General features: G+C 73.1%; 17 protein-coding genes and 17 pseudogenes. 20 read left to right on the plus strand and 14 right to left on the minus strand.

Annotated features, from left to right (window positions below; translation table 11 throughout):
• Window positions 1–82: 82 nt before the first annotated feature.
• Window positions 83–160, plus strand: a complete 78-nt coding sequence (locus tag FF86_RS58865; RefSeq protein ID WP_242419719.1) for a WD40 repeat domain-containing protein — start codon at window positions 83–85, stop codon at window positions 158–160.
• 91 nt (window positions 161–251) lie between these two features.
• Window positions 252–746: pseudogene (locus FF86_RS27220) on the plus strand (SAM-dependent methyltransferase); the annotation flags it as partial.
• Between the two features lie 12 nt (window positions 747–758).
• Here the strand turns inward: FF86_RS27220 and FF86_RS58870 are convergent.
• The 12 genes and pseudogenes from FF86_RS58870 to FF86_RS36575 form a co-directional block, all read right to left on the minus strand.
• Window positions 759–1552 (minus strand): ATP-dependent RecD-like DNA helicase (locus FF86_RS58870; RefSeq protein ID WP_242419711.1); only part of this gene is annotated, 794 nt, incomplete at its 5' end.
• Between the two features lies 1 nt (window position 1553).
• Window positions 1554–2594 (minus strand): annotated as a pseudogene (locus FF86_RS58875) (AAA family ATPase); the annotation flags it as partial.
• Between the two features lies 1 nt (window position 2595).
• Window positions 2596–3005 (minus strand): annotated as a pseudogene (locus FF86_RS58880) (ATP-dependent RecD-like DNA helicase); the annotation flags it as partial.
• Window positions 3006–3094: 89 nt separating this feature from the next.
• The coding region (locus FF86_RS27230; RefSeq protein WP_206779053.1) for an acyl-CoA dehydrogenase at window positions 3095–3783 on the minus strand (689 nt) is incomplete at its 5' end.
• Window position 3784: 1 nt separating this feature from the next.
• Window positions 3785–4413, minus strand: a pseudogene (locus FF86_RS27235) (TetR/AcrR family transcriptional regulator); the annotation flags it as partial.
• Window positions 4400–5005 (minus strand): EAL domain-containing protein (locus tag FF86_RS58885; RefSeq protein ID WP_242419712.1); only part of this gene is annotated, 606 nt, incomplete at its 5' end. The pseudogene FF86_RS27235 and the gene FF86_RS58885, both read right to left, overlap by 14 nt.
• Before the next feature lies 1 nt (window position 5006).
• A pseudogene (locus FF86_RS58890) lies at window positions 5007–5462 on the minus strand (GAF domain-containing protein); the annotation flags it as partial.
• A 1-nt stretch (window position 5463) separates the two neighbouring features.
• Window positions 5464–5758: pseudogene (locus FF86_RS58895) on the minus strand (diguanylate phosphodiesterase); the annotation flags it as partial.
• A 103-nt stretch (window positions 5759–5861) separates the two neighbouring features.
• Window positions 5862–6566: substrate-binding domain-containing protein (locus FF86_RS27245; RefSeq protein ID WP_242419713.1), on the minus strand; the 705-nt coding region annotated here is incomplete at its 5' end.
• A 1-nt stretch (window position 6567) separates the two neighbouring features.
• Window positions 6568–6728 (minus strand): annotated as a pseudogene (locus tag FF86_RS58900) (LysR family transcriptional regulator); the annotation flags it as partial.
• 529 nt (window positions 6729–7257) lie between these two features.
• A complete protein-coding gene (locus tag FF86_RS34415) occupies window positions 7258–7407 on the minus strand; it encodes a hypothetical protein (RefSeq protein WP_206778487.1) in 150 nt (49 codons plus the stop codon).
• The coding region (locus FF86_RS36575) for a hypothetical protein (RefSeq protein WP_206779055.1) at window positions 7401–7583 on the minus strand (183 nt) is incomplete at its 5' end. The genes FF86_RS34415 and FF86_RS36575, both read right to left, overlap by 7 nt.
• 25 nt (window positions 7584–7608) lie before the next feature.
• Between FF86_RS36575 and FF86_RS58905 the strand changes: the two are divergent.
• The 17 genes and pseudogenes from FF86_RS58905 to FF86_RS27305 all read left to right on the plus strand — a co-directional run.
• Window positions 7609–8391, plus strand: a pseudogene (locus tag FF86_RS58905) (lysophospholipase); the annotation flags it as partial.
• Between the two features lie 47 nt (window positions 8392–8438).
• On the plus strand, window positions 8439–9125 hold a 687-nt coding region (locus FF86_RS58910; RefSeq protein WP_242419714.1), incomplete at its 3' end, for an LLM class flavin-dependent oxidoreductase.
• Window position 9126: 1 nt separating this feature from the next.
• Window positions 9127–9611 (plus strand): annotated as a pseudogene (locus FF86_RS58915) (LLM class flavin-dependent oxidoreductase); the annotation flags it as partial.
• The coding region (locus FF86_RS58920; protein WP_242419715.1) for an acyl-CoA dehydrogenase family protein at window positions 9608–10316 on the plus strand (709 nt) is incomplete at its 3' end. The pseudogene FF86_RS58915 and the gene FF86_RS58920, both read left to right, overlap by 4 nt.
• Window position 10317: 1 nt before the next feature.
• Window positions 10318–10876 (plus strand): annotated as a pseudogene (locus tag FF86_RS58925) (acyl-CoA dehydrogenase family protein); the annotation flags it as partial.
• A gap of 120 nt (window positions 10877–10996) precedes the next feature.
• Window positions 10997–12670 carry an ABC transporter substrate-binding protein gene (locus FF86_RS27265; protein ID WP_044888177.1) on the plus strand — a complete coding sequence of 558 codons (1674 nt, stop codon included), beginning with the start codon at window positions 10997–10999 and terminating at the stop codon, window positions 12668–12670.
• Between the two features lie 134 nt (window positions 12671–12804).
• Window positions 12805–12975 (plus strand): annotated as a pseudogene (locus tag FF86_RS58930) (ABC transporter permease); the annotation flags it as partial.
• Between the two features lies 1 nt (window position 12976).
• Window positions 12977–13474 (plus strand): annotated as a pseudogene (locus FF86_RS58935) (ABC transporter permease); the annotation flags it as partial.
• Between the two features lies 1 nt (window position 13475).
• Window positions 13476–13689: pseudogene (locus FF86_RS58940) on the plus strand (ABC transporter permease subunit); the annotation flags it as partial.
• A 14-nt stretch (window positions 13690–13703) separates the two neighbouring features.
• Window positions 13704–14783, plus strand: coding sequence for an ABC transporter permease (locus FF86_RS27275; RefSeq protein ID WP_044888175.1), 1080 nt, complete (start codon window positions 13704–13706; stop codon window positions 14781–14783).
• Window positions 14780–15845: ATP-binding cassette domain-containing protein (locus FF86_RS58945; RefSeq protein WP_242419716.1), on the plus strand; the 1066-nt coding region annotated here is incomplete at its 3' end. The genes FF86_RS27275 and FF86_RS58945, both read left to right, overlap by 4 nt.
• A 1-nt stretch (window position 15846) precedes the next feature.
• Window positions 15847–16504 (plus strand): annotated as a pseudogene (locus FF86_RS58950) (ATP-binding cassette domain-containing protein); the annotation flags it as partial.
• Window positions 16501–18411, plus strand: a complete 1911-nt coding sequence (locus tag FF86_RS27285) for a rhodanese-like domain-containing protein (protein WP_044888173.1) — start codon at window positions 16501–16503, stop codon at window positions 18409–18411. The pseudogene FF86_RS58950 and the gene FF86_RS27285, both read left to right, overlap by 4 nt.
• Window positions 18412–18488: 77 nt before the next feature.
• A complete protein-coding gene (locus FF86_RS27290; RefSeq protein ID WP_236705923.1) occupies window positions 18489–19859 on the plus strand; it encodes an FAD-binding oxidoreductase in 1371 nt (456 codons plus the stop codon).
• A 150-nt stretch (window positions 19860–20009) separates the two neighbouring features.
• A pseudogene (locus FF86_RS68695) lies at window positions 20010–21402 on the plus strand (MFS transporter).
• A 78-nt stretch (window positions 21403–21480) separates the two neighbouring features.
• Window positions 21481–22302 (plus strand): thioesterase II family protein, encoded by an 822-nt coding sequence (locus tag FF86_RS27300; protein ID WP_044888172.1) that lies wholly within the window; start codon window positions 21481–21483, stop codon window positions 22300–22302.
• A 22-nt stretch (window positions 22303–22324) separates the two neighbouring features.
• A pseudogene (locus FF86_RS27305) lies at window positions 22325–23393 on the plus strand (LLM class flavin-dependent oxidoreductase); the annotation flags it as partial.
• 35 nt (window positions 23394–23428) lie between these two features.
• Here the strand turns inward: FF86_RS27305 and FF86_RS27310 are convergent.
• Together FF86_RS27310 and FF86_RS27315 are read right to left on the minus strand one after the other, a co-directional pair.
• Window positions 23429–23635 (minus strand): annotated as a pseudogene (locus FF86_RS27310) (carboxyl transferase domain-containing protein); the annotation flags it as partial.
• Window positions 23593–23985: a hypothetical protein gene (locus tag FF86_RS27315; protein ID WP_044888169.1), complete on the minus strand. Its 393-nt coding sequence runs from the start codon at window positions 23983–23985 to the stop codon at window positions 23593–23595. The gene FF86_RS27315 and the pseudogene FF86_RS27310, both read right to left, overlap by 43 nt.
• A gap of 163 nt (window positions 23986–24148) precedes the next feature.
• Between FF86_RS27315 and FF86_RS36580 the strand changes: the two genes are divergently transcribed.
• The coding region (locus tag FF86_RS36580) for a hypothetical protein (RefSeq protein WP_206779056.1) at window positions 24149–24382 on the plus strand (234 nt) is incomplete at its 3' end.

The following is a 24382-nucleotide window of genomic DNA, read 5'->3' on the forward strand; positions in this document are numbered from 1 at the left end:
CGATCGGACGGCCCGGCTGTGGGACGTGGCCACCGGCCACGAACGCGCCACCCTCATCGGCCACACCGGCACGGTGGGGCGGGTGGCGTTCTCCCCGGACGGCACCCTGCTCGCCACCGCCTCCGACGATCGGACGGCCCGGCTGTGGGCGATCACCTGATCTCAGCGGTCATCTACGGCCGGACGCGAACGGCTCCGCGCTGAGTCGGCGCGCTTCAGGCCCTATAGAGCGTGTGTACAACCCGACTTGCAACGATCCGATCGTGCTCACCCACGCCCGGGCCCTGCTCGCCACCACCCCCGAAGGGCGTACCGCCTACCTCGACGCCGACCTGCACGACCCCGAGAGCATCCTCGGTGCTCCCGAGCTGCGCGCCACCCTCGACCTCACCCGGCCGGTGGCCCTCTCCCTGATCGCGACGATCCACTTCTTCCCCGACTCCGACGACCCCCACGCCCTCCTGCGCCGTCTCCTGCAGGCGCTGCCATCGGGCAGCCATCTGACCCTCACCCACGCCACCGCCGACTACGACGAGGGCATGGAAAGGGTCGCCGCCACCTACCGGGCCAACGGCATTCCCGCCCAGCAACGCGGTCGCACCGAGGTCGCCCGTTTCTTCGACGGCTTGGACCTGCTCGATCCCGGCCTCCAGATCGTGCATCGCTGGCGGCCTGACGACGACACCCCCGACGGCCTCACCGACGCCCAGGTCAGCTTCTACGGGGCCGTCGGTCGCAAGCCGTAGCAGCAGGGGCTCTCACGGCCGGGCGACGCGGTGGGTGAGGGCAGTGTGACGACGCCCGGCTCCCGGGGTCCGGACCGCGGCCGCCAGCGCCTTACGGGAGCCGACCAGAACGACAAGCCTCTTGGCGCGGGTGACCCCGGTGTAGAGGAGGTTGCGTTGGAGCATCATCCACGAGGAGGTGGTGAGCGGAAGCACGACGGCAGGGTATTCACTGCCCTGGGAGCGGTGGATGCTGACGGCGTAGGCATGGGCGAGTTCGTCGAGTTCGGAGAAGTCGTAGCCGAGACTTTCGTCCTCGTCGGTGAGCACGGTCAACGTCTGGTCTTCGGTGTTGATGCCGGTGACGACGCCGACGGTGCCGTTGAACACCCCGGCCCGGCCCTTGTCGTAGTTGTTGCGGAGCTGGGTGACCTTGTCGCCCACCCGGAACACCCGCCCCCCGTAGCGGCGTTCGGGAGCGCCTTCCCGGGCAGGGGTGAGAGCCTCCTGTAGCAGATTGTTGAGGTTACCGGCCCCGGCCGGTCCGCGGTGCATCGGCGCCAGCACCTGGACGTCGCGGCGGGGATCGAGCCCGAAGCGTTTCGGGATGCGGTGGGCGACGATGTCCACCACCATTTTGGCGGTCTCCTCCGCCGGCTGCAGACCGGAGTCCTCGGACGGTTCGCAGGTAAACCAGAAGAAATCACCGAAGCCGTGCAGCCGCGGTGGTGTTCCGGCGTTGATGCGGTGGGCGTTGACCACGATGCCGGACTGCTGGGCCTGCCGGAAGATCCTGGTCAGCCGGACCCGGGGGATGGTGTCGGTGGNGAGCAGGTCGCGCAGGACCTCGCCGGCGCCGACGGAGGGAAGCTGGTCGACGTCACCGACGAGCAGCAGATGTGCCCCCGGCGGAACCGCCTTCACCAGCTTGTTGGCCAGGATGACGTCCATCATCGAGGACTCGTCCACCACCACCAGATCGGCCTCCAGCGGATTGTCACGGTCATATCTGGGGTCACCGCCGGGTTGCAGCTCCAGCAGCCGGTGGACGGTGGAGGCCTCGTGGCCGGTGAGTTCCGCCAGCCGTTTGGCGGCCCGCCCGGTCGGCGCGACCAGCACCACCCGGGCCTTGCGGGCCCGGGCGAGCTCCACCACCGAACGGACGGTGAAGCTCTTGCCGCACCCCGGGCCGCCGGTGAGCACCGCAACCTTGCGGGTGAGCGCGAGCCTGACCGCTTCCGCCTGTTCGTCGGCCAGGTCCTGACCGGTCCGGCCGCGCAGCCAGCTCAGTGCCCTGTCCCAGTCCACCTCCGCGAACGACGCCAACCGCTCCTCGTCGCAGGTGAGCAGCTGCAGGAGCCCGCCGGCAAGGGAGGTCTCCGCGCGGTGGAACGGCACCAGATAGACCGCCGGGACAGTGCCGTCTCCGGCGGGGATCCCCTCGCGGATCACGCCTTCGTCGGCGGCGAGCTGGTCCAGGCACGGCCCGATCAGCTCCCGTTCGACCTCGAGGATCTTCGCCGCATCGGTGATCAGGTTCGGTGCGGGCAGGAAGCAGTGCCCGTCGTCGGCGGCCTGCGACAGGGTGTACTGCAAACCGGCCTTGATCCGTTCCGGGCTGTCGTGGGGGATGCCGACGGCCTGGGCGATGGTGTCGGCGGTCCTGAACCCGATTCCCCACACGTCGGTGGCGAGCCGGTAGGGCTGCGTGCGGACGACGCCGATGGACTGGTCTCCGTACTTCTTGTAGATCTTCACCGCCAGGGAGGTGGACACCCCCACTCCCTGCAGGAACACCATCACCTCCTTGATCGCCTTCTGTTCCTCCCAGGCGTCGGCGATCTTCTTGGTGCGTTTGGGTCCCAGCCCNCGCACCTCGATCAGCCGCGCCGGCTCCTCCTCGATGATCCGCAGAATGTCGATGTCGAAATGCGCGACCATCCGCTCGGCCATCGCCGGCCCGATCCCCTTGATCAGACCCGAGCCCAGGTACCGGCGGATGCCCTGGATCGTCGCGGGCAGCACCGTGGTGTAGGAGTGCACCTGGAACTGCCGGCCATACCGGGGATGGCTACCCCACTGCCCGGTCAGCCGCAGACTCTCCCCGATCTGCGCGCCCAGCAGCGGACCGACCACCGTCAGCAGGTCCGGACCGGACCGCTCGGTGGCCAGCCGGGCGATGGTGTAGCCGGTCTCCTCGCTGACGAAGGTGATCCGCTCCAACACCCCCTCCACCACCGCCTGACGCGCGGCCTCAGCAGAAGCACGGGCAACCGTCACAGTCAGCCATTATGCGAAGCCCGCCGCGCAGCCGGTCAACACCCCACACCGCGCGGACCAGCGGACCAGCAGATCAGCAGATCAGCAGATCAGCCGGTGACGTCGCGGCCGATGAGCTGGCGGGCGATGATCCACTGCTGGAGCTCGTTGGCGCCCTCGAAGATTTCCAGAATCTTGGCGTCGCGGTACATCTCCTCGAGGCGGACGGATTCGCCGCTCTCGGCCACCCGGCGGGCAAAGCCGACCGCGCCGTGGATCTGGATGGCCTCGCGGACGAGGTCGTTGGCCAGGCGCGTGCCGTAGGCCTTGGCCATCGCGGCCTCCGGTTCGGCGCTGCGATCGCCGCGGTCGAGCAGGAGCGCGGCCTTCTGGTACAGCGAGCGCGCGCACTCGATCTCGGTGGCCCGCTGGGCCATCTGGAACTGCCAGTGCTGCATGGCGCCGAGCGGGGCGCCGAACACGTGCCGGGTGCGCAACCGGTGCACGGCGAGGTCGAGGGCGGCCTGGGCGACCCCGACGCCGGCGGCGCCGATGCCGATCCGTCCGCGCACCAGCGCGGACAGTGCCACGCCGAGGCCGCCGTCGGGCGGACCGAGGACGTTGTCCGCCGGCACGTGCACGTCGGTGAACACGATGTCGGCGGTGAGCTGGCCGCGGTGGCCCATCTTCAGGTCGGGCGCGCCGATGCGGACACCGGGCGAGGACAGGTCGACCAGTGTGGCGCCGGCGCCACACGGGGCTCGATCGGGGTCTCGAAACGCCGCCGCGGTCAGCTCTCNGGGGCCGTCAGCATCTCGCGCAGCACCCGCTTCCACAGGGCCAGATGGGGCTCGGTGCGCGGGTTGTGCCCGGTGACGGCGTAGGTCAGGGCGACCCCGCGCCTACTGGAGAAGATCAGATCCCGGGCGGCGGGGAAGTCCGGGTGGGCGCTGAGCACCGGCCCGTACATCGTTGCGACGACGCTGTTGATCGCGCCGCCGAGCTGCCGTTCGGCGGCCGCGAGGGTGGCGGCGAGGTCGGCGTCGGTGCGGGCCGCGGTCCACAGTTCCATCGCCGCCCAGAAGTACGGCGCCCGGAACGTCTCCCACAGCAGGTCGGTGGCGAGGTCGATCCGCTCGCCGTCGTCGGCGGTGGGCCCGCCGGCGGCGGACAGGACGAACCGCCGCATCTCCTCGATGCGCTCGCCGGCCAGATGCTGGGCCGCCGCCACCAGCAGGTCCTCCCGGGACGGGAAGTGGTGCAGCAGCCGGCCGCGGGACACCCCGGCTCTGGTCTGGATCGCCACGGTGGTCGTCCGGGCGTAACCGTCCTTGAACAGTCCCCGGACCGCCGCGTCGAGGATGAGCTCGCGGCTGCTGGCGCGGCGCTGCCGCTGGGTGCGCCGGGGGTCGGGATCATCGACGGGCATCGGCCGACGATAGCGGGCCGTGGCGGTCCAGCCGGTTCGGTCGCGGCTCGCGGTGGGCGCCCGGGCCGGCCGGTGCCTGCAGGCCGCCGGGGTCGCCGGGGACAGCGGAGGGCCGCGTGTCGGGCCGCAGCCAGGCGGCCCCGGCGGGTGGGCCGGGATGGCCCAGCAGGAAGCCCTGGCCGTAGAGGATGCCCGCGGCCATCGCGGTGGCCAGCTCCGCCGGGGTCTCGATGCCCTCCGCGACGATGCTGCCCCCGATCTCGTCGGCGACCTGGACCAGGCCGGTCGCGATGGCGCGGCGGGCGGCGTCGGTGTCGATGCCCCGGGTGATGACGCCGTCCAGCTTGATGATGTCCGGGCGTAGGTGGAGGAGCTGCTCCAGGCCCGCGTAGCCGGTGCCGATGTCGTCGATGGCGATCCGCACCCCCCGGCTGCGCAGTTGCTCGACGGCCCGCAGCAGGTGCTTGTCGGTCCCGATGTGCTCGTGCTCGGTGATCTCGACGACGAGCCGATCGGCCGCAGCACCGGGAAGCAGATCCAGCAGGCCGGCGGAGATGGTGGTGGGGGAGGCGTTGACGGCCAGGGTGAGATCNCCGGGTAGGACGGGCAGGACGGCGAGCGCCCGGCCGATCGCGAGTCGTTCCAGCTCGGTGCTCAGCCCGACGGTGGTCGCGTCGGCATACCAGCGTTGCGCCCCGCCGCGTCCGTCCGGGAACCGGGACAGCGCCTCCACGCCGATGATGCGCTCGTCGGCGAGCCGGAAGATCGGCTGATAGATGATCCGTGGGCCGCCACTGTCGATGAGGTCGCTGACCTCCTGCCAGACCCGGCGCCGCCGCGCCCACATCTCGTGCAGGTCGAGGACGGTGTCGCTGAGGAACGCCGCCAGCAGGCGCAGGAAGCGCCCCTCGCGCTCGGGGCTCGCCGGCCGGGACCGGTGCCCGGCACAGCACAGGACGCCATACACCCTGCCCTCGGCGTCGACGATCGGCGCCGAGGCGTAGGAGCCGATGCCCCAGTCCCGGACGTCGCGGTTGCCGGCGAGGCTCNGATCGGCCAGAGTGTCCGCGACGATCGCGGGCAGCTCGCCGGTCAGCACCTGCCCGAGCAGGGAGTCCGGGTGGCTGACCGTCGCGCCCGCGTGCAGCCCGAACCCGGCGACGTCCCCGCACAGCACCTGCAGGACAAGGTGCCCGTCCTCGACCCTGGCCAGCGCGGCGAGGTCCATGCGCAGCTGGCGGCGCAGAATCTCGAGTAGATCCGCTACCACCGTGTCCGGTTGGGACAGTTCCGACTCAGCGGCGGCCAACGCGGGCACCATCCGGACCACCTCCGAGGGGAGCATGCCCGCCGTGACCTGCGGTCATGCCGGACGGCCCCGACAGGCGAACCCGACAGACGGCCCCGCCGGGTGGGCCGGCGACCGGGGCGGGACCCGGGGGCTGGCCTCAGGCCAGCGCGGCGATGACGGTGTCGCGGATGAGCTCGGCGAGCCGGGGCGGTGCACCCCGCCGAGTGCGGATGTGCAGCGGCTCGGGGGCGACCGGGGGCAGGTCGTCGCGCCGGACCAGGCCGGGGGGGACCGGGCCGACATCCGCGAGCAGCGCCACCCCGACGCCGGCCCGGGCGGCCTGCAGCACCCCGGCGAGGTGACCGGCCTCGCCGACCACCCAGGCGGTGCGGCCGACCCGCGCCAGGGTGTTCAACGCCTGGCTGCGGATCGTGCACGGATCGTTGATGGCCACCAGGGGCAGCGGACGGTCCGGTGGCGGCGGCGTCCAGCCGGCGGCCGCGTACCAGGCCAGCGGCAGGGTGCCGGCCGGCCGGGACACGGCGGCGCGGGCCGAGCCGATGAGCACGGCGACGTCGACCGCGCCCTGGTCGAGCGCCTCGGTGAGGCGGGCCCCCCGGTCGAGGCGAAACTGCACGCGCGCCTCGGGGAACCCGGCGGTGAGCGCCTCCATCCACAGCGGCAGCAGGTGATCCGCGGCGTGCTCGGTGGCGCCGACGGTGATCGTGGAGGGCCGGGCCGGGGCGCCGACACCGAGCTGTTCGAGGGTGCCGTCGTGCAGGGCGAGGAGCCGTCGTGCCGCGGCGAGCAGGAGCTCGCCGTCGGGGGTGAAGCGGGTGGCCCGACCGTCCGGCTCGACCAGNGGGCGCCCGACCGTCTTCTCCAACCGCCGGACGTGCTGGCTCACGGCGGACTGCGAGACGCACAGGGTCTCCGCGGCCCGCCGGAAGCCGCCGCTGTCAGCGATCGAGATGAGGCTGCGCAAAGCGTTTATGTCGAGCACGGAGGACACAAGGCGCACCATAACACGAACGATCGCGAATCCTGATCGGTGCGATCGCGGATCGGCGTTGGACAACCGGAGGAAAACCCACCATCCTCATGGACATGGTCGGCACGTCACGCGCATCCCGGTTCGGGCAGGTCAACGCCCCTCGTGCCGGCTGTGCCCTTGCCGTCCCGCTACCCAGGCGGGTGTTGACTCGTCGGCGGGTCGTCGACTTCGGCATCCTCGCCTCGTCCTGTTGTCGCTGCCGCTGACGCGAACCGCACCGCCAGCCGGCTTCGGACGCCGCCCCGGCCCCGCCTGACGGCCTCGGCGCGGTGACGCCCCGGCCGGCCGGGTAGGCCCTGCCGCCTGCCGGCCCGCCGCGACGGGTGGCGCCGCCCCGGGCGCAGGTCAAGCCCCGAGTCCCCGCGCGGCGCGACAGAGTCGGCGGGCGCCTGAGCTTGTCGGCCCTCCCGGTGCACGCGGTGCCCGTCCGCCCGCGCTTCCGTGCCGCTCCAGGCCGGGCGCCTCCCGCCCGGCCGCCTCCGCCCAGCCGTCCTTCTCGCTACGTCTCCGCCGCCGCCGTGCCCTCGTGCTCGGACGGCCGGCCGTGCGCGCCTGCCCCGTGCGTCGACGGCCCGCCGGCCCCGGTGTGCTCGCGCCGGCCAGGCCCGGCGCCACCGGCCACCGCGCCCAGCGCATCCACCATCACCACCCGCCCCGACCGCCTGTATCCGACCGCACGTACCCCCGGCCCGGGCCCCTGACCCGACCGAGTCCCCTCTCCCGGACGAAGGACGCCTCGATGACCTCCGCCCAGCTCTCCCCCGCGCCGGCCTCGACCATTGCCGCGTGGGACAACCCGCCCGCCGTCGCCCCACGTGGAACGATNATCCTGGTCGTCGGACGCGGCGANCACCCCGGCGTCTACGAGCGGTTCGGCACCCGGATCGCGTTCGACGGGTACCGCGTGCGCGTCGTCGGCGACCCGACCGCAGACGCGGACGCGGTGACGGCGGACATCCGCACCCTGCTGAGCGACCCCGACCTGCCCGCGCCCCGCGTCCTGGCGGGCTCCGACGCCGGTGCCGCGTTCGTCGCCGCCCTCGCCGCGACGGGGACCGTGCAGGCCGACGCGCTGCTGCTCGTCGGCCTGCCGCCGGCCACCGCCGGCGCCCCGGCTCCGGCGGGCCCGGCCTCCGCGGCGGCCGCCACCTCGGTCGCGGTGGGGGCAACCGAAGCGGGGGCAACCGAAGCGGGGGCAATCGGAGCGGGGGCAATCGGAGCGGAAGGAGCTGCGGCGGGGGGCGAGGACGCCGACGGCGAGGGTCGCTGGGCGGCAGAGCTCGCGGCCCGTACGGCCTGCCCGACCCACCAGGCCCGGCTCAGCGCCGACCCGCACCTGCGTCGCGGGGGCCTGGACACGCCCGTGCCGCCGGCCTGGCTGGCCGACGGCGACCTGGGCCGGGTGGACCTGCCGGTGCTGGGCCTGCACGGCACGGCGGACCTCGTCAGCCCGCTCGGCCAGGTGCGCGCCCGTTACGCGGCGGCGCCCCGGGCCGAGCTGGTCACCATCGACGGGGGCAAGCACGACGCCCTCAACGACGCCACCCACCGCACCGCCGCTGCCGCCGTCGTGCTGTTCCTCGAACGCCTGCGGCTCGGCAGCGAGCTGCCTGCCATCGCGCGCTGGTCGTGACCTGCCCCCACCACCCCCGCGCCTGACCGCCTTCCCGGAGGACCCCGATGCCCGTCGAGTTCATCAGCGCGATCAACATCAACCAATCCAACGAGCTCAACCGGCTCGGGCAGACCGACATCGACCTGCCGTTCTTCAAGCGGTACGCGCGGGCGCTGGATGAGGGCGGCTTCGACTACACGCTCGTGGCCTACAGCTCGTCGTTCCACGACCCGTTCACCCTGGCCTCCGCGATCACCCAGCACACCGAGCGGGTCAGGCCCATCGTGGCGCTGCGGCCGAACACGATGTACCCGACGGTCGCCGCCAAGCAGCTCGCCACGCTCGATCAGCTCAGCGGTGGCCGGGCCGTCGTGCACTTCATCGCCGGTGGTGACGACCGCGAGCAGGCTCGCGAGGGCGACCGACTGAGCAAGACCGAGCGTTACGCCCGGCAGTCGGAGTACATCGACATCCTGCGCAAGGTGTGGACCTCGACGGCCCCGTTCGACCACGCCGGGACCTACTACTCGTTCGAGGACTTCGTCTCGCTGGTCCGGCCGGTCAACGGCACCATCCCGGTGTCGGTCGGCGGCTCCTCGGCCGAGGCCTACCAGGTCGGCGGCGCCAAGGGCGACATCTTCGGGCTCTGGGGCGAGCCGCTGGCCGAGACGAAGCAGCAGATCGACGCGGTGTACGAGCAGGCCCGCCTCGCCGGGCGCAGCGACACCCCGCGGATCTGGGTCACCTTCCGGNCGATCATCGCCCCGACCGAACAGCTCGCCTGGGAGAAGGCGCACCGCATTCTGGGCGTCCTGCAGGGCAACGGCGGGATCGTCCACAAGGGCTTCCGGGTGGGCGGCAACGCCACCCCGGCCAACGTCGGTTCCCAGCGGCTGCTGGCCGCCGCCGCCCGCGGTGAGGTGCACGACCGCGCGCTGTGGACCGCCACCGCCAAGGCGACCAACGCCGCCGGGGCGTCGACGGCGCTGGTCGGAACGCCGGAGACGGTCGCCGCGGCGATCCTCGACTACGTCGACCTCGGCGCCGAGCTGATCTCGATCCGCGGCTACGACAACTTCAACGACGTCGTCGACTACGGCCGCTACGTCCTGCCGCTGGTGCGCCAGGAGCTGGCCCACCGGGAGGCGACGGGCCGGCGCGGCGAGGTCGTGCCACTCGACGCGGGACTGCCCCAGCCAGAACTCGTCGGCGCGGCCGGGGCGCAGGTGGCGTCATGACCGCCCCGTCCGACGTGATCGTGTCGTCGACCGTCGAGGCCGGCTCCGTGCCGGCGGGAACGGCCGTGCCGGCGGGCGAGGCCGTGTCCGCGGCGCCGCTGCCCGCGGTCGACATCTCCGACGAGGCGCTGGCCCGGGTCGGCGCCCAGATCGCCGCCACCGCCGAGGAGTACGACCGGTCGGGGGAGTTCCCCTGGAAGGGCGTGCAGGCCGTGCACGACGCGGGCCTGCTGCGCCTGGGCATCGACCCGCGCTACGGCGGGCAGGCGCTGAGCCCGACCGACAGCATCCGGGTGTTCCTCGCGCTCGGCAAGGGCGACCCGTCGGTGGCGCTGGTCTCCGCGATGACCGTCTTCCAGCACGTGCTGCAGGCCCGTGACCCGTTCTGGCCCGACGAGCTCTACCGGAAGGTCGTCGCCGACTCGCTGGAGCGGCCGGTGCTGCTCAACGCGATCCGGGCCGAGCCGGAGCTCGGCGCGCCGGCCCGCGGCGGCCTGCCGGCGACGAAGATCCGCCGCACCGCCGACGGCTGGGTGGTCAACGGGCGCAAGGGCTTCGCGACCAGCTCCGAGGGGCTGAGCTACCACCTGGTCTGGGTCGCCACCGAGGAGGACGACCCGCTGCTCGGGCATGTGATCATCCCCGCCGACACGCCCGGCATCGAGATCGTCCGCACCTGGGATCACTTCGGGCTGCGGGCGAGCANCACCCACGACGTGATCTACCGCGACGTCGAGGTGCCCGCCGCCAACTTCCACGGGCTGCCCGCCTCCGCCCAGACCCCGGACGCCGGGTTCGCCGCCGTCGGGATCGGGGCGACCGCCCTCTACATCGGGGTGGCCCGGGCCGCGCAGGAGTTCTTCCTGCGGTTCGCCAACGAGCGGGTCCCCACCGCGCTGGGCCGGCCGATCGCCACGACCGAACGGATCCAGACGGTCGCCGGGGAGATCGAGGCGCAGCTCGTCGCCGCCGAGGAGATCGCCTTCGGGGTGGCCCGCCGCTTCGAGGAGGACGCCCCGCAGGCGGCGGAGCGCTCCATCCTCGCCAAGCCGCTGATCGCCCGGGCCGCGATCACCGCGGTGCAGACCGCGGTCGCCGCGATCGGCAACCCCGGCCTGACCCGGCGCAACCCGCTCGAACGCCACCTGCGCGACGTCCACTGCGTCCGGGTCCACCCGCCGCAGGAGGACACCGCGCTGCTCATCGCGGGCCGCCGCGTCCTCGCCGCCGCAGCGCCTGCCGCTGCAGCGCCTGCCGCCGGCTAGCCGCCGCGTCCCCACCGTCCCGGCCGTCGGGCCTGGAATCCCGTCCGTCCCGTCTATCCCGTCCGTCCCATTCATCCCGTCCGCTCGTCGCGGAACGTCACAAGGGGGAGCACCATCACCATGTCCACGTCGCACCGTCACCGAACGAGGCGACGGCTGGCCGCTACAGCCGTCTCCGTCCTCGCGGCCGTCTCCCTCGCGGCCTGCGGGAGCGGCGGCTCCTCCGGCTCCTCCGGCACCTCCGCGGCCGGCGGCACGCAGGACGGCAAGCCGGTCCCCGGCGGGCGCCTGAAGATCGCCTTCTGGTCGGACTTCCAGTCCTGCATCGACCCGAACCAGGTGTACTGGATCGAGTCCCGCAGCATCGACCGCAACGTGGCCGACTCGCTGACCGACCAGGACCCGAAGACCGGCAAGATCGTCCCCTGGCTCGCGACGAGCTGGACGGTGAGCCCCGACGCCACCTCGTACACGTTCAACCTGCGCAAGGACGTGACGTTCAGCGACGGCACCAAGTTCGATGCGACCGCGGTGAAGACGGCCTACGACGGGCTGCACGACCTCGGCGCCAAGTCGACGCTCGGCCTCACCTACCTGGCCGGCTACAAGTCGACCACCGTCGTCGACCCGTACACCGTCAAGGTCGACTTCGCCACTCCCAACGCCGCGTTCCTGCAGGCCTCCTCGACGACGACGACGGCCATCCTGTCGCCGGCGACGTACAAGGAGACGCCCGAGGCACGCTGCGCCGGCAAGATCATCGGCTCGGGCGAGTTCACCCTCGACAGCTACTCGGCCGGCAAGTCGGTCAAGCTCACCAAGCGCGCCGGCTACGCCTGGCCCAGCTCGCTGATCGCGAACAAGGGCGCGGCGTACCTCGACGGCATCGACGTCAGCTACATCGCCGAGGACAACGTCCGGGTCGGCAGCCTGACCAACGGCACGATCGACATCGCCTGGCCGCGCCAGCCGATCACCTCCGCCGACCAGCAGGTCATCAAGGCCTCCGGCGCCACCATCCAGACCCGCGCCCTGCCCGGCATCATCGGGCTGCTGATCCCGAACGTCACCGCCGGCCGCCCGCTGGCCGACCTGCAGGTGCGCAAGGCGCTGTACAAGGCACTGGACCTGACCAGCTACGCCAAGACCGTGTACTGGGACGGCTACCCGGTGGCCAAGAGCTCGGTGACCTCGACCACCCCGTACGCGGTGGACCAGTCCGCCAAGCTCGTCTACGACCCCGCCGGGGCGGGCAAGCTGCTCGACGCCGCCGGCTGGGCGCTGGGCTCCGACGGCTACCGCCACAAGGACGGCAAGAAGCTGACGCTGTCCTACCTGACCAACGCGGCCGGCCCCGGTGACCAGCTCGTCCAGGACCAGCTCAAGAAGGTCGGCATCGACTACCAGATCAAGGTCGTCACGGCCGCGCAGCTCACCCCGACCGGCAACGCCGGCGACTGGGACCTCTCCGGCGGCTACCTGACCCGGGCGGACCCGAGCGTGCTCGGCTCGTCGCTCGACCAGGCCGTCTCCAAGCAGTACACGGCGAAGTACTCCCAGGACCCGGCGACCGCGGCGAAGATCAGCGCACTGTTCGCCAAGGGGCTGTCCACGGCCGACCCCACCCAGCGCGCCGCCGCCTACAAGGACCTGCAGGACGCCCTGATCGACAACGGGGTGGCCTTCCCGCTCTACGACCGGCTGCAGACCGCCGGCGTCTCGGGCAAGGTGCACGGCTTCGCGTGGACCTCGGAGAGCTTCCTGCGCGCCAACGACATCTGGCTGTCCAAGTAGGACCCCGCACCTAGAACCGGAACCACCACCGTGGGACCGGAACCCGCCACCGTAGGACCGGTACCCACATGCCCCGTTATCTCGCCGGTANGGTCGCCCAGGCACTCCTCGTGCTCTGGGCGGCCTACACCGTNACCTTCATCATCCTGAACGTCCTGCCCAGCGACCCGATCACCCTGCAGCTCAGCGCGGGCGGCGCCGACGTCAGCCAGCTCACCCCGGCGCAGCTGCACGACCTGAAGGCGCACTACGGCCTGGACGACCCGATCGTCGTGCAGTACTTCCATCACCTGTGGAGGGCGCTGNACTTCGACTTCGGGATGTCGCTGACGCAGAACGTCTCGGTGGGCTCGCTCATCACTGACAAGCTGCCCTCGACGATCGCGCTCACGGCCGTCGCGATCGGGGTCGTGCTGGTGCTCGGCCTCGGCATCGCCTTCCTCGCCACCTACGTCCAGTGGCGCCCGGCTCGGGTGCTGCTCGCCCGGCTGCCCGCGGTCGGCGTCTCACTGCCGCAGTTCTTCGTCGGGCTGCTGCTCATCCAGGTCTTCTCGTTCTCGCTGACCTGGCTGCCCGCGACCGGCACCCACGGCTGGCGCAGTCTGGTGCTGCCGGCGATCACGTTGGGCCTGCCGCCCTCCGCGATGCTCGCCCAACTGCTCACCCGCAGCCTCAACGACACCTGGCGTGAGCCTTACATCACCACCGCCCGGGCCAAGGGCCTGTCCCGCTGGACGATCCAGGTCCGGCACGCGCTGCGCAACGCCTCGTTGCCGGCGCTGACCCTGCTCGGCGTGCTCGTCGNGTACACCGTCGTCAACGCGGTCGTCGTCGAGACGGTGTTCTCCCGCAACGGCATCGGCCAGCTCGCGCAGCAGGCGGTGCTCGGCCAGGACGTGCCGGTCGTCCAGGCCATCGTCCTGATCGCGGCGGCCCTGTTCGTCGTGGTCAACCTGCTCGTCGACCTGCTCTACTCGCTGCTCGACCCGCGCGTGGCACGCGCGGGTCGAGCAGCCTGAGGGGGACCGCACCGATGCCCGACAAGATCCTCTCCCCGAAGTCCGACCGCGGGCCCGACCTCGTCGCGGCGCCGGAGCAGCGCGCGGCCGAAGCCCGCGCCGCCGCCCCGGCCGCAGGCGCCCCACCGATAACGCCGGTTGCCGTCGCGACCGATCTCGCGGCGGCGGGCGGTGCCGCGGCGTCAACCGTCACCGCGGCACCAGCACCGGAACCGGCACCTGCGCCGGCAGTGGGCGACGCCGGTGTGGACGGGGAGAATCGGCGACGCCGGGACGACCTGTTCGCGGCGGCCGGACCGCTGCTGCGCCGCCCGGGGTTCGTCCTCGCCGCGCTGTTCGTCGCCTTCGTGATCGTGTCGGGCCTCCTGCCCTCCCTGTTCACCTCGTACAAGCCGTCCGCGACGTCCCCGACCGACAAGTTGAAGGGGCCGAGCCTGGACCATCTGTTCGGCACCGACGAACTCGGCCGGGACCTGTTCAGCCGGGTCCTGCACGGCTCCACCCTGACCATCAAGGCGACCGGCGGTGCGGTGCTCATCGCCATCGTCGCGGGCCTGGCCATCGGTGTCGTCGCCGGCTTCTTCGGCGGCTGGGTCGACAGCGTGCTCATGCGGATCATCGATATCCTGCTGGCGATCCCGATGCTGCTGATGGCCCTGGTGATCGTCACCGCGCTCGGGTTCGGCCTGCTGCCGATCGCGATCGCCGTGGGGGTCACCATCACCCCCACCTTCGCCCGCACCACCCGGGCCGAGGTGCTACGGGTGAAGGAACAGCCCTACGTGGAGGCGGCGCGCACCGGCGGCGCCTCCTGGGGGCGGGTGCTGGCGCGCCACATCCTGCCGAACTCGTGGGGACCGGTGTCCGTGCTCGCCGTGCTCGACTTCGGCACCGCCGTGCTCACCATCTCCTCCCTGAGCTTCCTCGGGTTCGGCACGCCGCCGCCCGCCGCCGAGTGGGGCACGCTGATCTCCAACGGCCGCAACTTCCTCATCACCAGCCCCTGGCTGTCGCTGCTGCCCGGCCTGTTCGTCGGCCTGGTCGTGTTCAGCCTCAACCACATCGCCCGCACCCTCGAGGAGATGCAGCGTTGAGCACCGAGGCAGCGCCGCTCGACGGCCCCGTCACGCCCGCCGACACGAGCCCCATCGTGGAGCTGGCCGGGCTGTCCGTCGGCTACCACCAGCGCGGCCGCACCACCCTGGCGGTCGAGGAGGTCGACCTCGCGATCGCCCCCGGGGAGACGGTGGCCGTCGTCGGCGAGTCCGGCTCCGGCAAGACGACGACGGCGAACGCGATCCTCGGGCTGCTGCCGTCGAGCGGGGTGATCACCGCCGGGCGCATCCGGATCGCCGGCACCGACGTCACCGGTGCGCCCGACCGGGTGCTGCGCACCTTCCGGGGCAACGTCATCGGGCTCGTCCCGCAGGACCCGATGGTCGGACTCAACCCGACGATGCGCATCGGCGGGCAGATCGCCGAGGTGGTGCGCCGCCGCGGCGTCGACAAGCGCCTCGTCGGCGCGGAGGTGATCGAGGCGCTGGAGCGCGCCGGGGTGGACCAGCCGGCGGTGCGCGCCCGGCAGTACCCCAATGCGCTGTCCGGCGGACTGCGCCAGCGGGTGCTCATCGCCATCGCGATCGCCGGGCATCCCCGGCTCATCGTCGCCGACGAGCCGACCAGCGCGCTTGACGTCACCGTGCAGCGGCGCATCCTCGACCACCTCGGCGGCCTCGTCGCCGAGACCGGCGCGTCGCTGCTGATCATCACGCATGATCTCGGTGTCGCCGCCGACCGGGCCGACCGGGTCGTGGTCATGCAGCGCGGGCGGATCGTCGAGCAGGGCGAGCCCGCGGCGATCCTGCTGCGGCCCCGCGAGCCCTACACCCGCCACCTCATCGCCGCCGCCCCGGCGCTGTCGCACGCCGGCGGCGTCGTGCCCCACTTCACCGACGTCACCCCGGCGCCCGAGGTACTGCGCCTGGACGGGATCGGCAAGGACTTCCGGCTGCCGCGCACCGCCGGCGGCGAGCGGACGTTCCGCGCCCTCGACGATGTCACCCTGTCGGTGCGCGCCGGGCAGACCCTCGGCCTCGTCGGCGAGTCCGGCTCCGGCAAGACGACCGCGCTGCGCATCGCGATGGGCCTGGAGAAGCNGACCCAGGGCCGCGTCCACCTCGACGGCGTCGACATCACCGACGCCGGCTGGTCGCAGCTGCGCCCGCTGCGGCGGCGCTTCCAGCTCGTCCACCAGAACCCCTACTCCTCGCTGGACCCGCGGTTCACCGTCGCGCAGACCATCGCCGAGCCGCTGGTGTCGTTCCGGGTCGGCGACCGGGCCAGCCGCGCCGCCCGGGTCCGCGAACTGCTCGACCAGGTGGCCCTGCCGGCCGCGTTCGCCGACCGCAAGCCGGCGGAGCTCTCCGGCGGCCAGCGCCAGCGGGTCGCGATCGCCCGGGCGCTCGCCCTCGAACCCGAACTGGTGTTCCTCGACGAGCCGGTGTCGGCGCTCGACGTGTCCGTGCAGGAGCAGATCCTCACCCTGCTGCTGCGCCTGCAGGCCGACCTCGGCGTCGGCTACCTGTTCATCTCCCACGACCTCGCGGTCGTCGCCCAGCTCGCCCACCACGTCGCGGTGCTGCGGGGCGGGCGGATCGTCGAGAGCGGACCCGCCGAGACCATCCTCACCGCACCGGCCGAGGAGCACACCCGCGAGCTGCTCGGCGCGGTCCCCGGCCAGCGTTTCGCCGCCGAGCTCGCCGCCGCCCCGGCCGCGGCGTCCCACCAGACACGACAGAAGGGATCGGGGCGATGAGCCGCCGGTACATAGTCATCGGAGCCGGCGCGGTCGGCGCGACCATCGCCGCGGAGCTGCACCTCGCCGGCATCGACGTCGTCGTCGTCGCCCGGGGTGCCAACCTGGAGGCGCTGCGCGCCCACGGGCTGCGCTACCTCCGCCCGCCGGCCACCGAGGGTGGCCCGGCCGAGGAACGGCGCGTGGACCTGGCGGTGGCCGGCGGGCCGGACGAGGTGGAGCTGCGCTCCGGCGACGTCCTCGTGCTCGCCACCAAGTCCCAGGACTCCGAGGCCCTGCTCGCCGCCTGGGCCTGGCAGCCGGTCGACGGCGGGCGCACCACGGCCGCCGAGGCGCTGCCCGTCGTGCTGCTGCAGAACGGCATCGAGAACGCCCGCACCGCGCTGCGCCGCTTCGCCGTCGTCGTCGACGCGATGGTGCTCAGCCCGTCGTCGCACCTGCGGCCGGGCGAGGTGATCTCCCCGGCGGCGCCGCTCGTCGCCGGCTTCCTGCTGGGCCGCGCGCCCGGCGGCGGCGTCGGCGACCCGGCCGTCGAACAGATCGCCGCCGACCTGCGCCGCGGGGCGAGCGCCGTGCGGATCGTCGACGACATCGGCCGCTGGAAGGCCGGCAAGCTGCTCGGCAACCTCGCCTACAACCTCGACGCCCTCTACCCGCCGAGCCCCCGGCGCGACGCCGCCTCCGCCGAACTCGTCGCCGAGGCGCGCCGGGCATTCGACGCCGCCGGCATCGACATCGCCGACCTGCGCCAGGACGGCGGGTTCGACCACACCCAGCTCGTCATCCACGACATCCCCGGCTTCCCGCGCCAGGGCAGCTCCACCTGGCAGAGCCTGGCCCGCGGCGGCTCGGTCGAATCGGACTTCCTCAACGGGGAGATCGTCCTGCTGGCCCGGCTGCACGGCCTGACCGCCCCGGTGAACGCGGGCGTGCAGCGGCGCATCGCCGTCGCCGCCCGCCTCGGCACCCCGCCGGGCGGCCTCGGCGACGCCGACCTCGCCGAGCTGCTGGCCGCGGGCCGGGTGGCGCGCGGGTCCGGGGCGGGCCGCCAGCCCAGCGGCGAGGTACTCGTCGACGCCAAGGCGCTGCACGACGAGCTGGGCTCGGCGCAGGCGCCGCTGCTGCTCGACGTCCGCTGGGCGCTCGGCGACCCGCACGGTCACGACCACTACCGCGAGGGTCACCTGCCGGGCGCCGTCTACGTCGACCTCGACACCGAGCTCGCCGCCGCCCCCGGCGGCACCGCCGGGCGCCACCCGCTGCCCGAGCTCGCCGACCTTCAGCAGGCCGCCCGCTCCTGGGGGCTGACCGCCGGGCGCCCGGTCGTCGTCTACGACGACAACGGCGGGCTGTCCGCCGCCCGGGCATGGTGGCTGCTGCGCTGGGCCGGCATCGCCGACGTCCGCATCCTCGACGGGGCGCTCGGCGCCTGGCGTGACGCCGGCCTGCCGATCGAGACCGGAGAGATCATCCCACTGCCCGGCGACATCGTGCTCGAGGCGGGGCACCTGCCCGTCCTCGACGCCGACACCGCCGCCGCGGTGGCCCGCGAGGGGATCCTGCTCGACGCCCGCGCGCCCGAGCGGTACCGCGGCGAGGTGGAGCCGGTCGACCCGCGCGCCGGCCACATCCCGGGGGCGGTCAGCGCGTCGACGGGGGACAACCTCGACGCCGCCGGCCGGTTCCTGCCCGCCGCGGAGCTGCGCGCCCGCTTCCTCGCCCTCGGCGCCTCGGCCGGCGGCGGCGCCACGCAGGCCCCGATCGGGGTGTACTGCGGGTCGGGGGTGACGGCCTCACACGAGATCGCCGCCCTCGCCGTCGCCGGGTTCGACGCGGCGCTGTTCCCGGGTTCCTGGTCGGCGTGGTCGTCCGACCCCGCCCGGCCGGTCGCCACCGGCCCGCGGTGACCGCCACTCCGCCCCGGCCGTCGGCGCCCCGGCCGTCGGCGGCCGGCATCGCGCCGCGGGCCCGCGCCGCCGGCCCGGTGGACGCGGACGTGATCCGCGCGGACGCCTTCGCCGTCGCGCTGCCCGTCGGCCGGTGGAGTACGGACCCGGCGGTCGTCGACGCGCACCGCCTCGACCGCTCGGGCTGGATCCCCGACGGCCGCCCGCTCGGGGTGGCGTTCGCCCGCGAGGTCGCCGACGTGCAGGCGGTGCTGCGGGTCGCCGTCGCCCGCGGGGTGCCGGTGACGGTGCGCGGCGCCGGCACGGGCCTCGCCGGCGGTGCCGCGGCCGCGCCGGGCGGTGTCGTGCTGGACCTGGCCGGGATGAACCGCATCCGCGAGCTGTCCGTCGACGACGCCGTCGCCGTCGTCGAACCGGGCGTGATCACCGCCGATCTCGACGCCGCCGCCCGCGAGGCCGGCCTGTGCTACGCGCCGGACCCGGCGAGCGCGGCGATCTCCACGATCGGCGGGAACATCGCCACCAACGCCGGCGGGCTGCGCTGCGCCAAGTACGGCGTGACCCGCGAGTCGGTGCTGGGCCTCGACGTCGTCCTCGCCGACGGCGAGCTGATCAGCACCGGGCGGCGCACCGTCAAGGGCGTCGCCGGCTACGACCTGACCGGCCTGTTCGTCGGCTCCGAGGGCACCCTCGGCGTCGTCGTCGGCGCGACCGTGCGGCTGCGGCCGGTGCCGCGGGCCACCGTCACCCTCGCCGCCTTCTTCGACACCGTCGCCGCCGCGGTCGACGCGGTCACCGCGCTGGGCGCCGCCGGGATCGTCCCCGCCGTCGCCGAACTGCTCGACGCCCGCACCGTGCGGGCCGTCGACGCCGCCACCGGCAGCGACCTGGCCGACCACGGGGAGGTGTTCCTGCTCGTCCAGACCGACGGGTCGGGCGCCGCCGAGGAGGCCGACGCCGCCGAGGCGGTCCTCGCCACCCGGGCCCGGCTGGTGCGGCGCTCCGCCGACGCGGCGACCGCCGAGACGCTGCTCGCCGCCCGCCGCGCCGCGCTGCCCGCCCTGGAACGCCTCGGGCGGGTGCTCATCGAGGACATCGCCGTGCCGCGGGGGCGGTTGGCGCAGGCCGCCGCCCGCGTCGCCGAGATCGGCGCCGCCACCGGGGTGGAGATCTTCACCCTGGCACACGCCGCCGACGGCAACCTGCACCCGATCATCGTCGTCGACCCGGCCGAGCCGGAGATCCCGCGCCGGGCGTGGGCGGCCGCCGAGCAGATCTTCGCGCTCGCGCTGGAGCTCGGCGGCACGGTCACCGGCGAACACGGCGTCGGGGTGCTCAAACGGCGCTGGCTGGCCACCGAGCTCGGCAGCCGCAGCCACGACCTGCAACGCCAGGTGCGCCGGGTCTTCGACCCGACCGGCATCCTCAATCCCGGCCGCGCCCTCTGACGCCCCTTGGCAACGCCCCCCGCGCGGCGGAACCGGACAGGGGGCCCGCCGCGCGCCGCCATCCGCGACCATGGACGCCGGTATCGATCGACGCCGGTATCGATCGACGCCGGTATCGATCGACGCGGGTGACGATCGACGCCGGTGACGATGACCACGACGGGCGAGGAGCGGATCATCGAGGGTGTCTTGCGGTCGCTGCGGGTGTACAACTTTCGGCTCTTCGCCGCCGGGCAGGTGCTGTCCGTCACGGGCACGTGGATGATGTTCACCGCCCAGGACTGGCTCGTCCTGTCGCTCAGCGGCGACTCCGGGACGGCCCTCGGGCTCGTCACCGCGCTGCAGTTCACCCCGATGCTGCTGCTCACCCTCTACGGCGGCCGGCTCGCCGACCGGCACGACAAGCGCCTGCTGCTCACCGGCGCCAACCTGGTCGCCGGCCTGCTCGCCCTGACGCTGGCGCTGCTCGTGTTCGCCGGCTGGGTGCGGCTGTGGCAGGTCTGCGCGTTCGCGCTGGCGATCGGCCTGGTCAACGCCATCGAGACGCCGACCCGGATGGCGTTCGTCAGCGAGCTGGTCGGCCCCGCGCTGCTGCCCAACGCCTCCGCGCTCAGCGCCGCCTACTTCAACATCGCCCGGGTCGTCGGCCCGGCCGCCGCCGGCCCGCTCATCGCCGCCTTCGGCACCGGCCCGGCGATGGCGATCAACGCCGGAAGCTACCTGGCGACCGTCGCCGGCCTGCGCCTGATGCGCCCGGCGGAGATCCACCGCCACGCCCGTCCCGCGGTCGCCCCCCGCATCGTCGACGGGCTGCGCTACGTGCTCGGCCGCGCCGACCTGGTCGTCGTGCTGGGCCTGGTGGCCGCCGTCGGCCTGTTCGGGATGCACCGTGCCGCTGCTGGCGCGCACCGTCTTCCACGCCGACGCGACCTCCTTCGGGCTGCTCACCACCGGGCTCGCCGCCGGTTCGCTGGTCGCCGCGCTGCTCACGACCGGCCGCCGCAACCGCCCGCCGGCCAGGCTGGTGATCGTCTCGGCGTTCGCGTTCGGCGTGCTGGAGGCGGCGGTGGGCGTCGCGCCGACCTTCCCGGCGGCGATCGGCCTGCTGGCGCTGACCGGCTTCGCGACCCTCTACTTCGCCCAGGCGGCCAACCACCGCATCCAGCTCGGCAGCGACCCGAGCTACCGGGGCCGGGTGATGGCTCTGTACAGCCTCATCCTGCAGGGGACGACGCCGCTGGGCAGCCTGGGAGTCGGCTGGCTCGCCGAGCACCACAGCGCCCGCGCCGGCTTCTACGTCGGCGGCCTCGCCTCCGCCGCCGCCGCGGTCGCCGCCTGGGCGGCGAACCGCAGGTGGGCCCCCGCGCCCACCGCGTCGCCTGCCGCCGGGTCGCCTCCTACCGCGTCGCCTGCCGTTCTGCAGCCTTCGGTCCTGTCGCCTTTCGCCGCGGGCCCGGGCGCCGAGCGGAAACACATCGGCCGTGATGTGGCCGACGCTCCTTCACCAGGCGAGCCGATGGTCGGCGCACCGCCTATTGTGTAGGCATGGGAATTCCTCCGGAAAAGGCGAATCCGACGCCACGGCCGGGTGCCGGCCCGGGCCGGAAAAGGTGGTTTGGAGATGTCCGTGTCCGCTGAGGTCGACCGGTGGCTGCGGCGGTTTCATCCGGGCCCGCCCGACGCCCCCCGGCTGGTTTGTTTTCCGCACGCCGGCGGGGCCGCGAGCACCTATCTGCTGATCTCGAAGGCGTTGTCCTCGGTCGCCGAGGTACAGGCGGTGCAGTATCCGGGACGGCAGGACCGGCGGGCGGAGCCGGCGCACACGGCCATCGCGCCGCTCGCCGACCGGATCGCCGAGGTCCTCGCCCCGCTCACCGACCGGCCCCTGGCCTTCTTCGGGCACAGCATGGGGGCGATCGTCGGCTTCGAGGTCATCCGCCGGCTCGCGGCGGCCGGGGCGCCGGCGCCGTTCGTGCTGTTCGCGTCGGGGCGGCGGGCGCCGTCGGCCGAACGGTTCGAGACCGTCCACCGCCGCGACGACGCGGGCTTTCTCCGGGAGATGCGCGAGCTCGGCGGGACCGATCCGCGGGTTCTCGCCGACCCCGAACTCGTCGAGATGGTGCTGCCGCCGACCCGGGCCGACTATCAGGCGATCGAAACGTATTCCGCGCCGAGTGACGCGACGATCAGTACTGCGGTCGTCGCGATGGTGGGAGATTCCGATCCCAGGGTGACGCTCGCCGAGGCCGAGCTCTGGCGCCGGCACACCACCGGATCGTTCGAGGTGAAGGTGTTCCCCGGCGGCCACTTCTACCTGTCCGACCAGCAGGGTGCCGTGGTGGCCGCGGTCTCGGCCGGGCTCGCCGCAGGACAAGCCCCGTTCGCACCGCGGCGCGGCTCCTTCGACTCCGCCGTACCCGGCCACGAAGCAGGAGGACAATGATGGCGGTCGAATTCGTCAATGNCGCTCACTGGCGTGAGCCGGGCGCGGGCCTTGCGGCCGACTTCTGGCGTGGCAAGCTCGACCCGGAGTACATCCGTCGATACACACGCACGCTGGAGGACTTCGGGTTCGACTACACGTTGGTGGCCTACCACTCGGCGGGTCCTGACCAGTACGTTCGCTCGGCGGAAATCCTCACCTACACCGAGCGTCTGAAGCCGATGGTCGCCGTGCGGCCGAACACGTCGTTCCCGACGGTCGCCGCCCAGGCGCTGTCCACCCTCGACCAGCTTGGCAAGGGGCGCACGGCGGTCCACATCATCTCCGGTTCGAGCAACGAGGAGCAGCAGCGGCAGGGCGACTATCTCGAGAAGGATGCTCGCTACCGGCGCTCCGCCGAGTTCGTGCAGATCCTGCGGGATGTGTGGACGAAGACCGAGCCGTTCTCGCACCACGGCGAATTCTACGACTTCGATGACTTCGGGCCCGGTTACCAGACCTATTCCGGTGAGCCGATACCGGTCTCCCTCGGCGGATCGTCGGATTACGCCTATGCGGCGGGTGGCGCTCAGGCGGACATCTTCGCGCTGTGGGGAGAGCCGCTGGAGCAGACCAAGCAGCAGATCGACCGGGTCTACGAGGAGGCGCGGAAGGTCGGCCGGACCGGCAAGATCCGCTTCTGGGTCACCTTCCGGCCGATAGTCGCCGAGACCGACGAACTGGCGCAGCGCAAGGCTCGCAGGCTCGTCGAGCAGTCCAAGGCGCACTACGGCGAGGTGCTGAAGGTCAACCTGCCGAACGTGGGCTCGCAGCGTCTGCGCGACATCGCGCAGGAGGGCGAGACACATGACGGTGGTGTGCTCTGGACGCCACGATCGATCGCCGGGGCCGGCGGTGCCTCGTCGTTCCTGGTCGGCTCGCCCGAGACCATCGCGGAGGCGCTCGTCAGGTACGCCGAGCTCGGTGCGGAGGTGATCTCGCTGCCGACCCTCGGCAACATCGGCGACGCCATCGACACGGGCCGCTACATCATCCCACTCGTGCGCGAGGAGCTTGCCCGTCGCGAGGTCCGCGAGAAGGTCGCTACCTAGCCCTGCCGCCACCCTCACCGCGGGATGTTGCCGTGCGCGCCGCGGCGGACCGCCCCGTCCCCTTCCTGGCCGACGCCGGGCAGGTAGCCGGGGACGTCGACGAGGACGACGAGCGGGACGCCGAAGGAGTTGCACATCCGGACGAATCGGGCGGCCTTCTCGGCGCTCAGGGAGTCCAGGCAGCCGCCCGCCCCGGGCCTCACCACCAGGGAGGCGACACCCGGCCGTCGGGCTCCAGTCCGTAGCGCAGCAGCGGGCCTGCGTCGGCGCCCATCGCGTCGGTGAGGGGGCGCAGGGCGTCGGTGTCCCCGGCGTCGACGGCCCGCAGGTAGGCCCGCCGCATCCCGGGGCGGTCGCCGGCCGCTCGGCGCACGCGGGCCAGGTCATGCAGCGCGGTGGGGTCGCCCGCGTCGGCGATCTGCTCGTAGGCCCACGCGGCCCGGTCGTGGTCGCGGGCCTGCTCCCGCGTACGGCCGAGCCGGCGCAGCAGCTCGGTGTCGCCGGTGGACGCGAGCTGCCGGTAGGCCCACGCCGCACCGTCCGAGTCGCCGGCCCGTTCTCGCGCCCAGGCGACGTCGCGCCACCAGCGCACTTGACGCCACCAGCGCACTCGTCGCGTCCGGGACCTGTGCGCGCGGCTTGTGGCACAACGCGTGCAGCACGGCGTCGATCCACCGTGGGTCTTCCGTGAGCGCCAGGTCGGGCAGCATCCCGGCGGTGGCGTCGGCGAGCAGGCCGGCGGGGATCGGGCCGGCGTGGCCGAGCCGCCGCGCGTCCAGCGCCACCGTGATCACGGTCCGTTCCAGCGGGGTGAACGTTCCGTCGGCGGGATCGGCGTAGGCGGCGATCAGCGCCCGGTCACCCTGTGCCGGACGCCTGACCAGACCGTGCTCGCGACTCGTCATGGCCGATCATCGCGCAGGACGACTGGCGACGGGGAACGTTTCGCCGCGCCGCCACCCTCACAGCGGGATGTTGCCGTGCTGGCC

It is taken from the genome of Frankia sp. CpI1-P, from assembly GCF_001421075.1.
Lineage (GTDB): Bacteria > Actinomycetota > Actinomycetes > Frankiales > Frankiaceae > Frankia > Frankia torreyi.

Coding starts and splice junctions, on each gene's coding strand:
- FF86_RS27300 (WP_044888172.1), top strand. CDS start 21,481: ATGTCCGTGTCCGCTGAGGTCGACCGGTGGCTGCGGCGGTTTCATCCG.
- FF86_RS27285 (WP_044888173.1), top strand. CDS start 16,501: ATGAGCCGCCGGTACATAGTCATCGGAGCCGGCGCGGTCGGCGCGACC.
- FF86_RS27275 (WP_044888175.1), top strand. CDS start 13,704: ATGCCCGACAAGATCCTCTCCCCGAAGTCCGACCGCGGGCCCGACCTC.
- FF86_RS27265 (WP_044888177.1), top strand. CDS start 10,997: ATGTCCACGTCGCACCGTCACCGAACGAGGCGACGGCTGGCCGCTACA.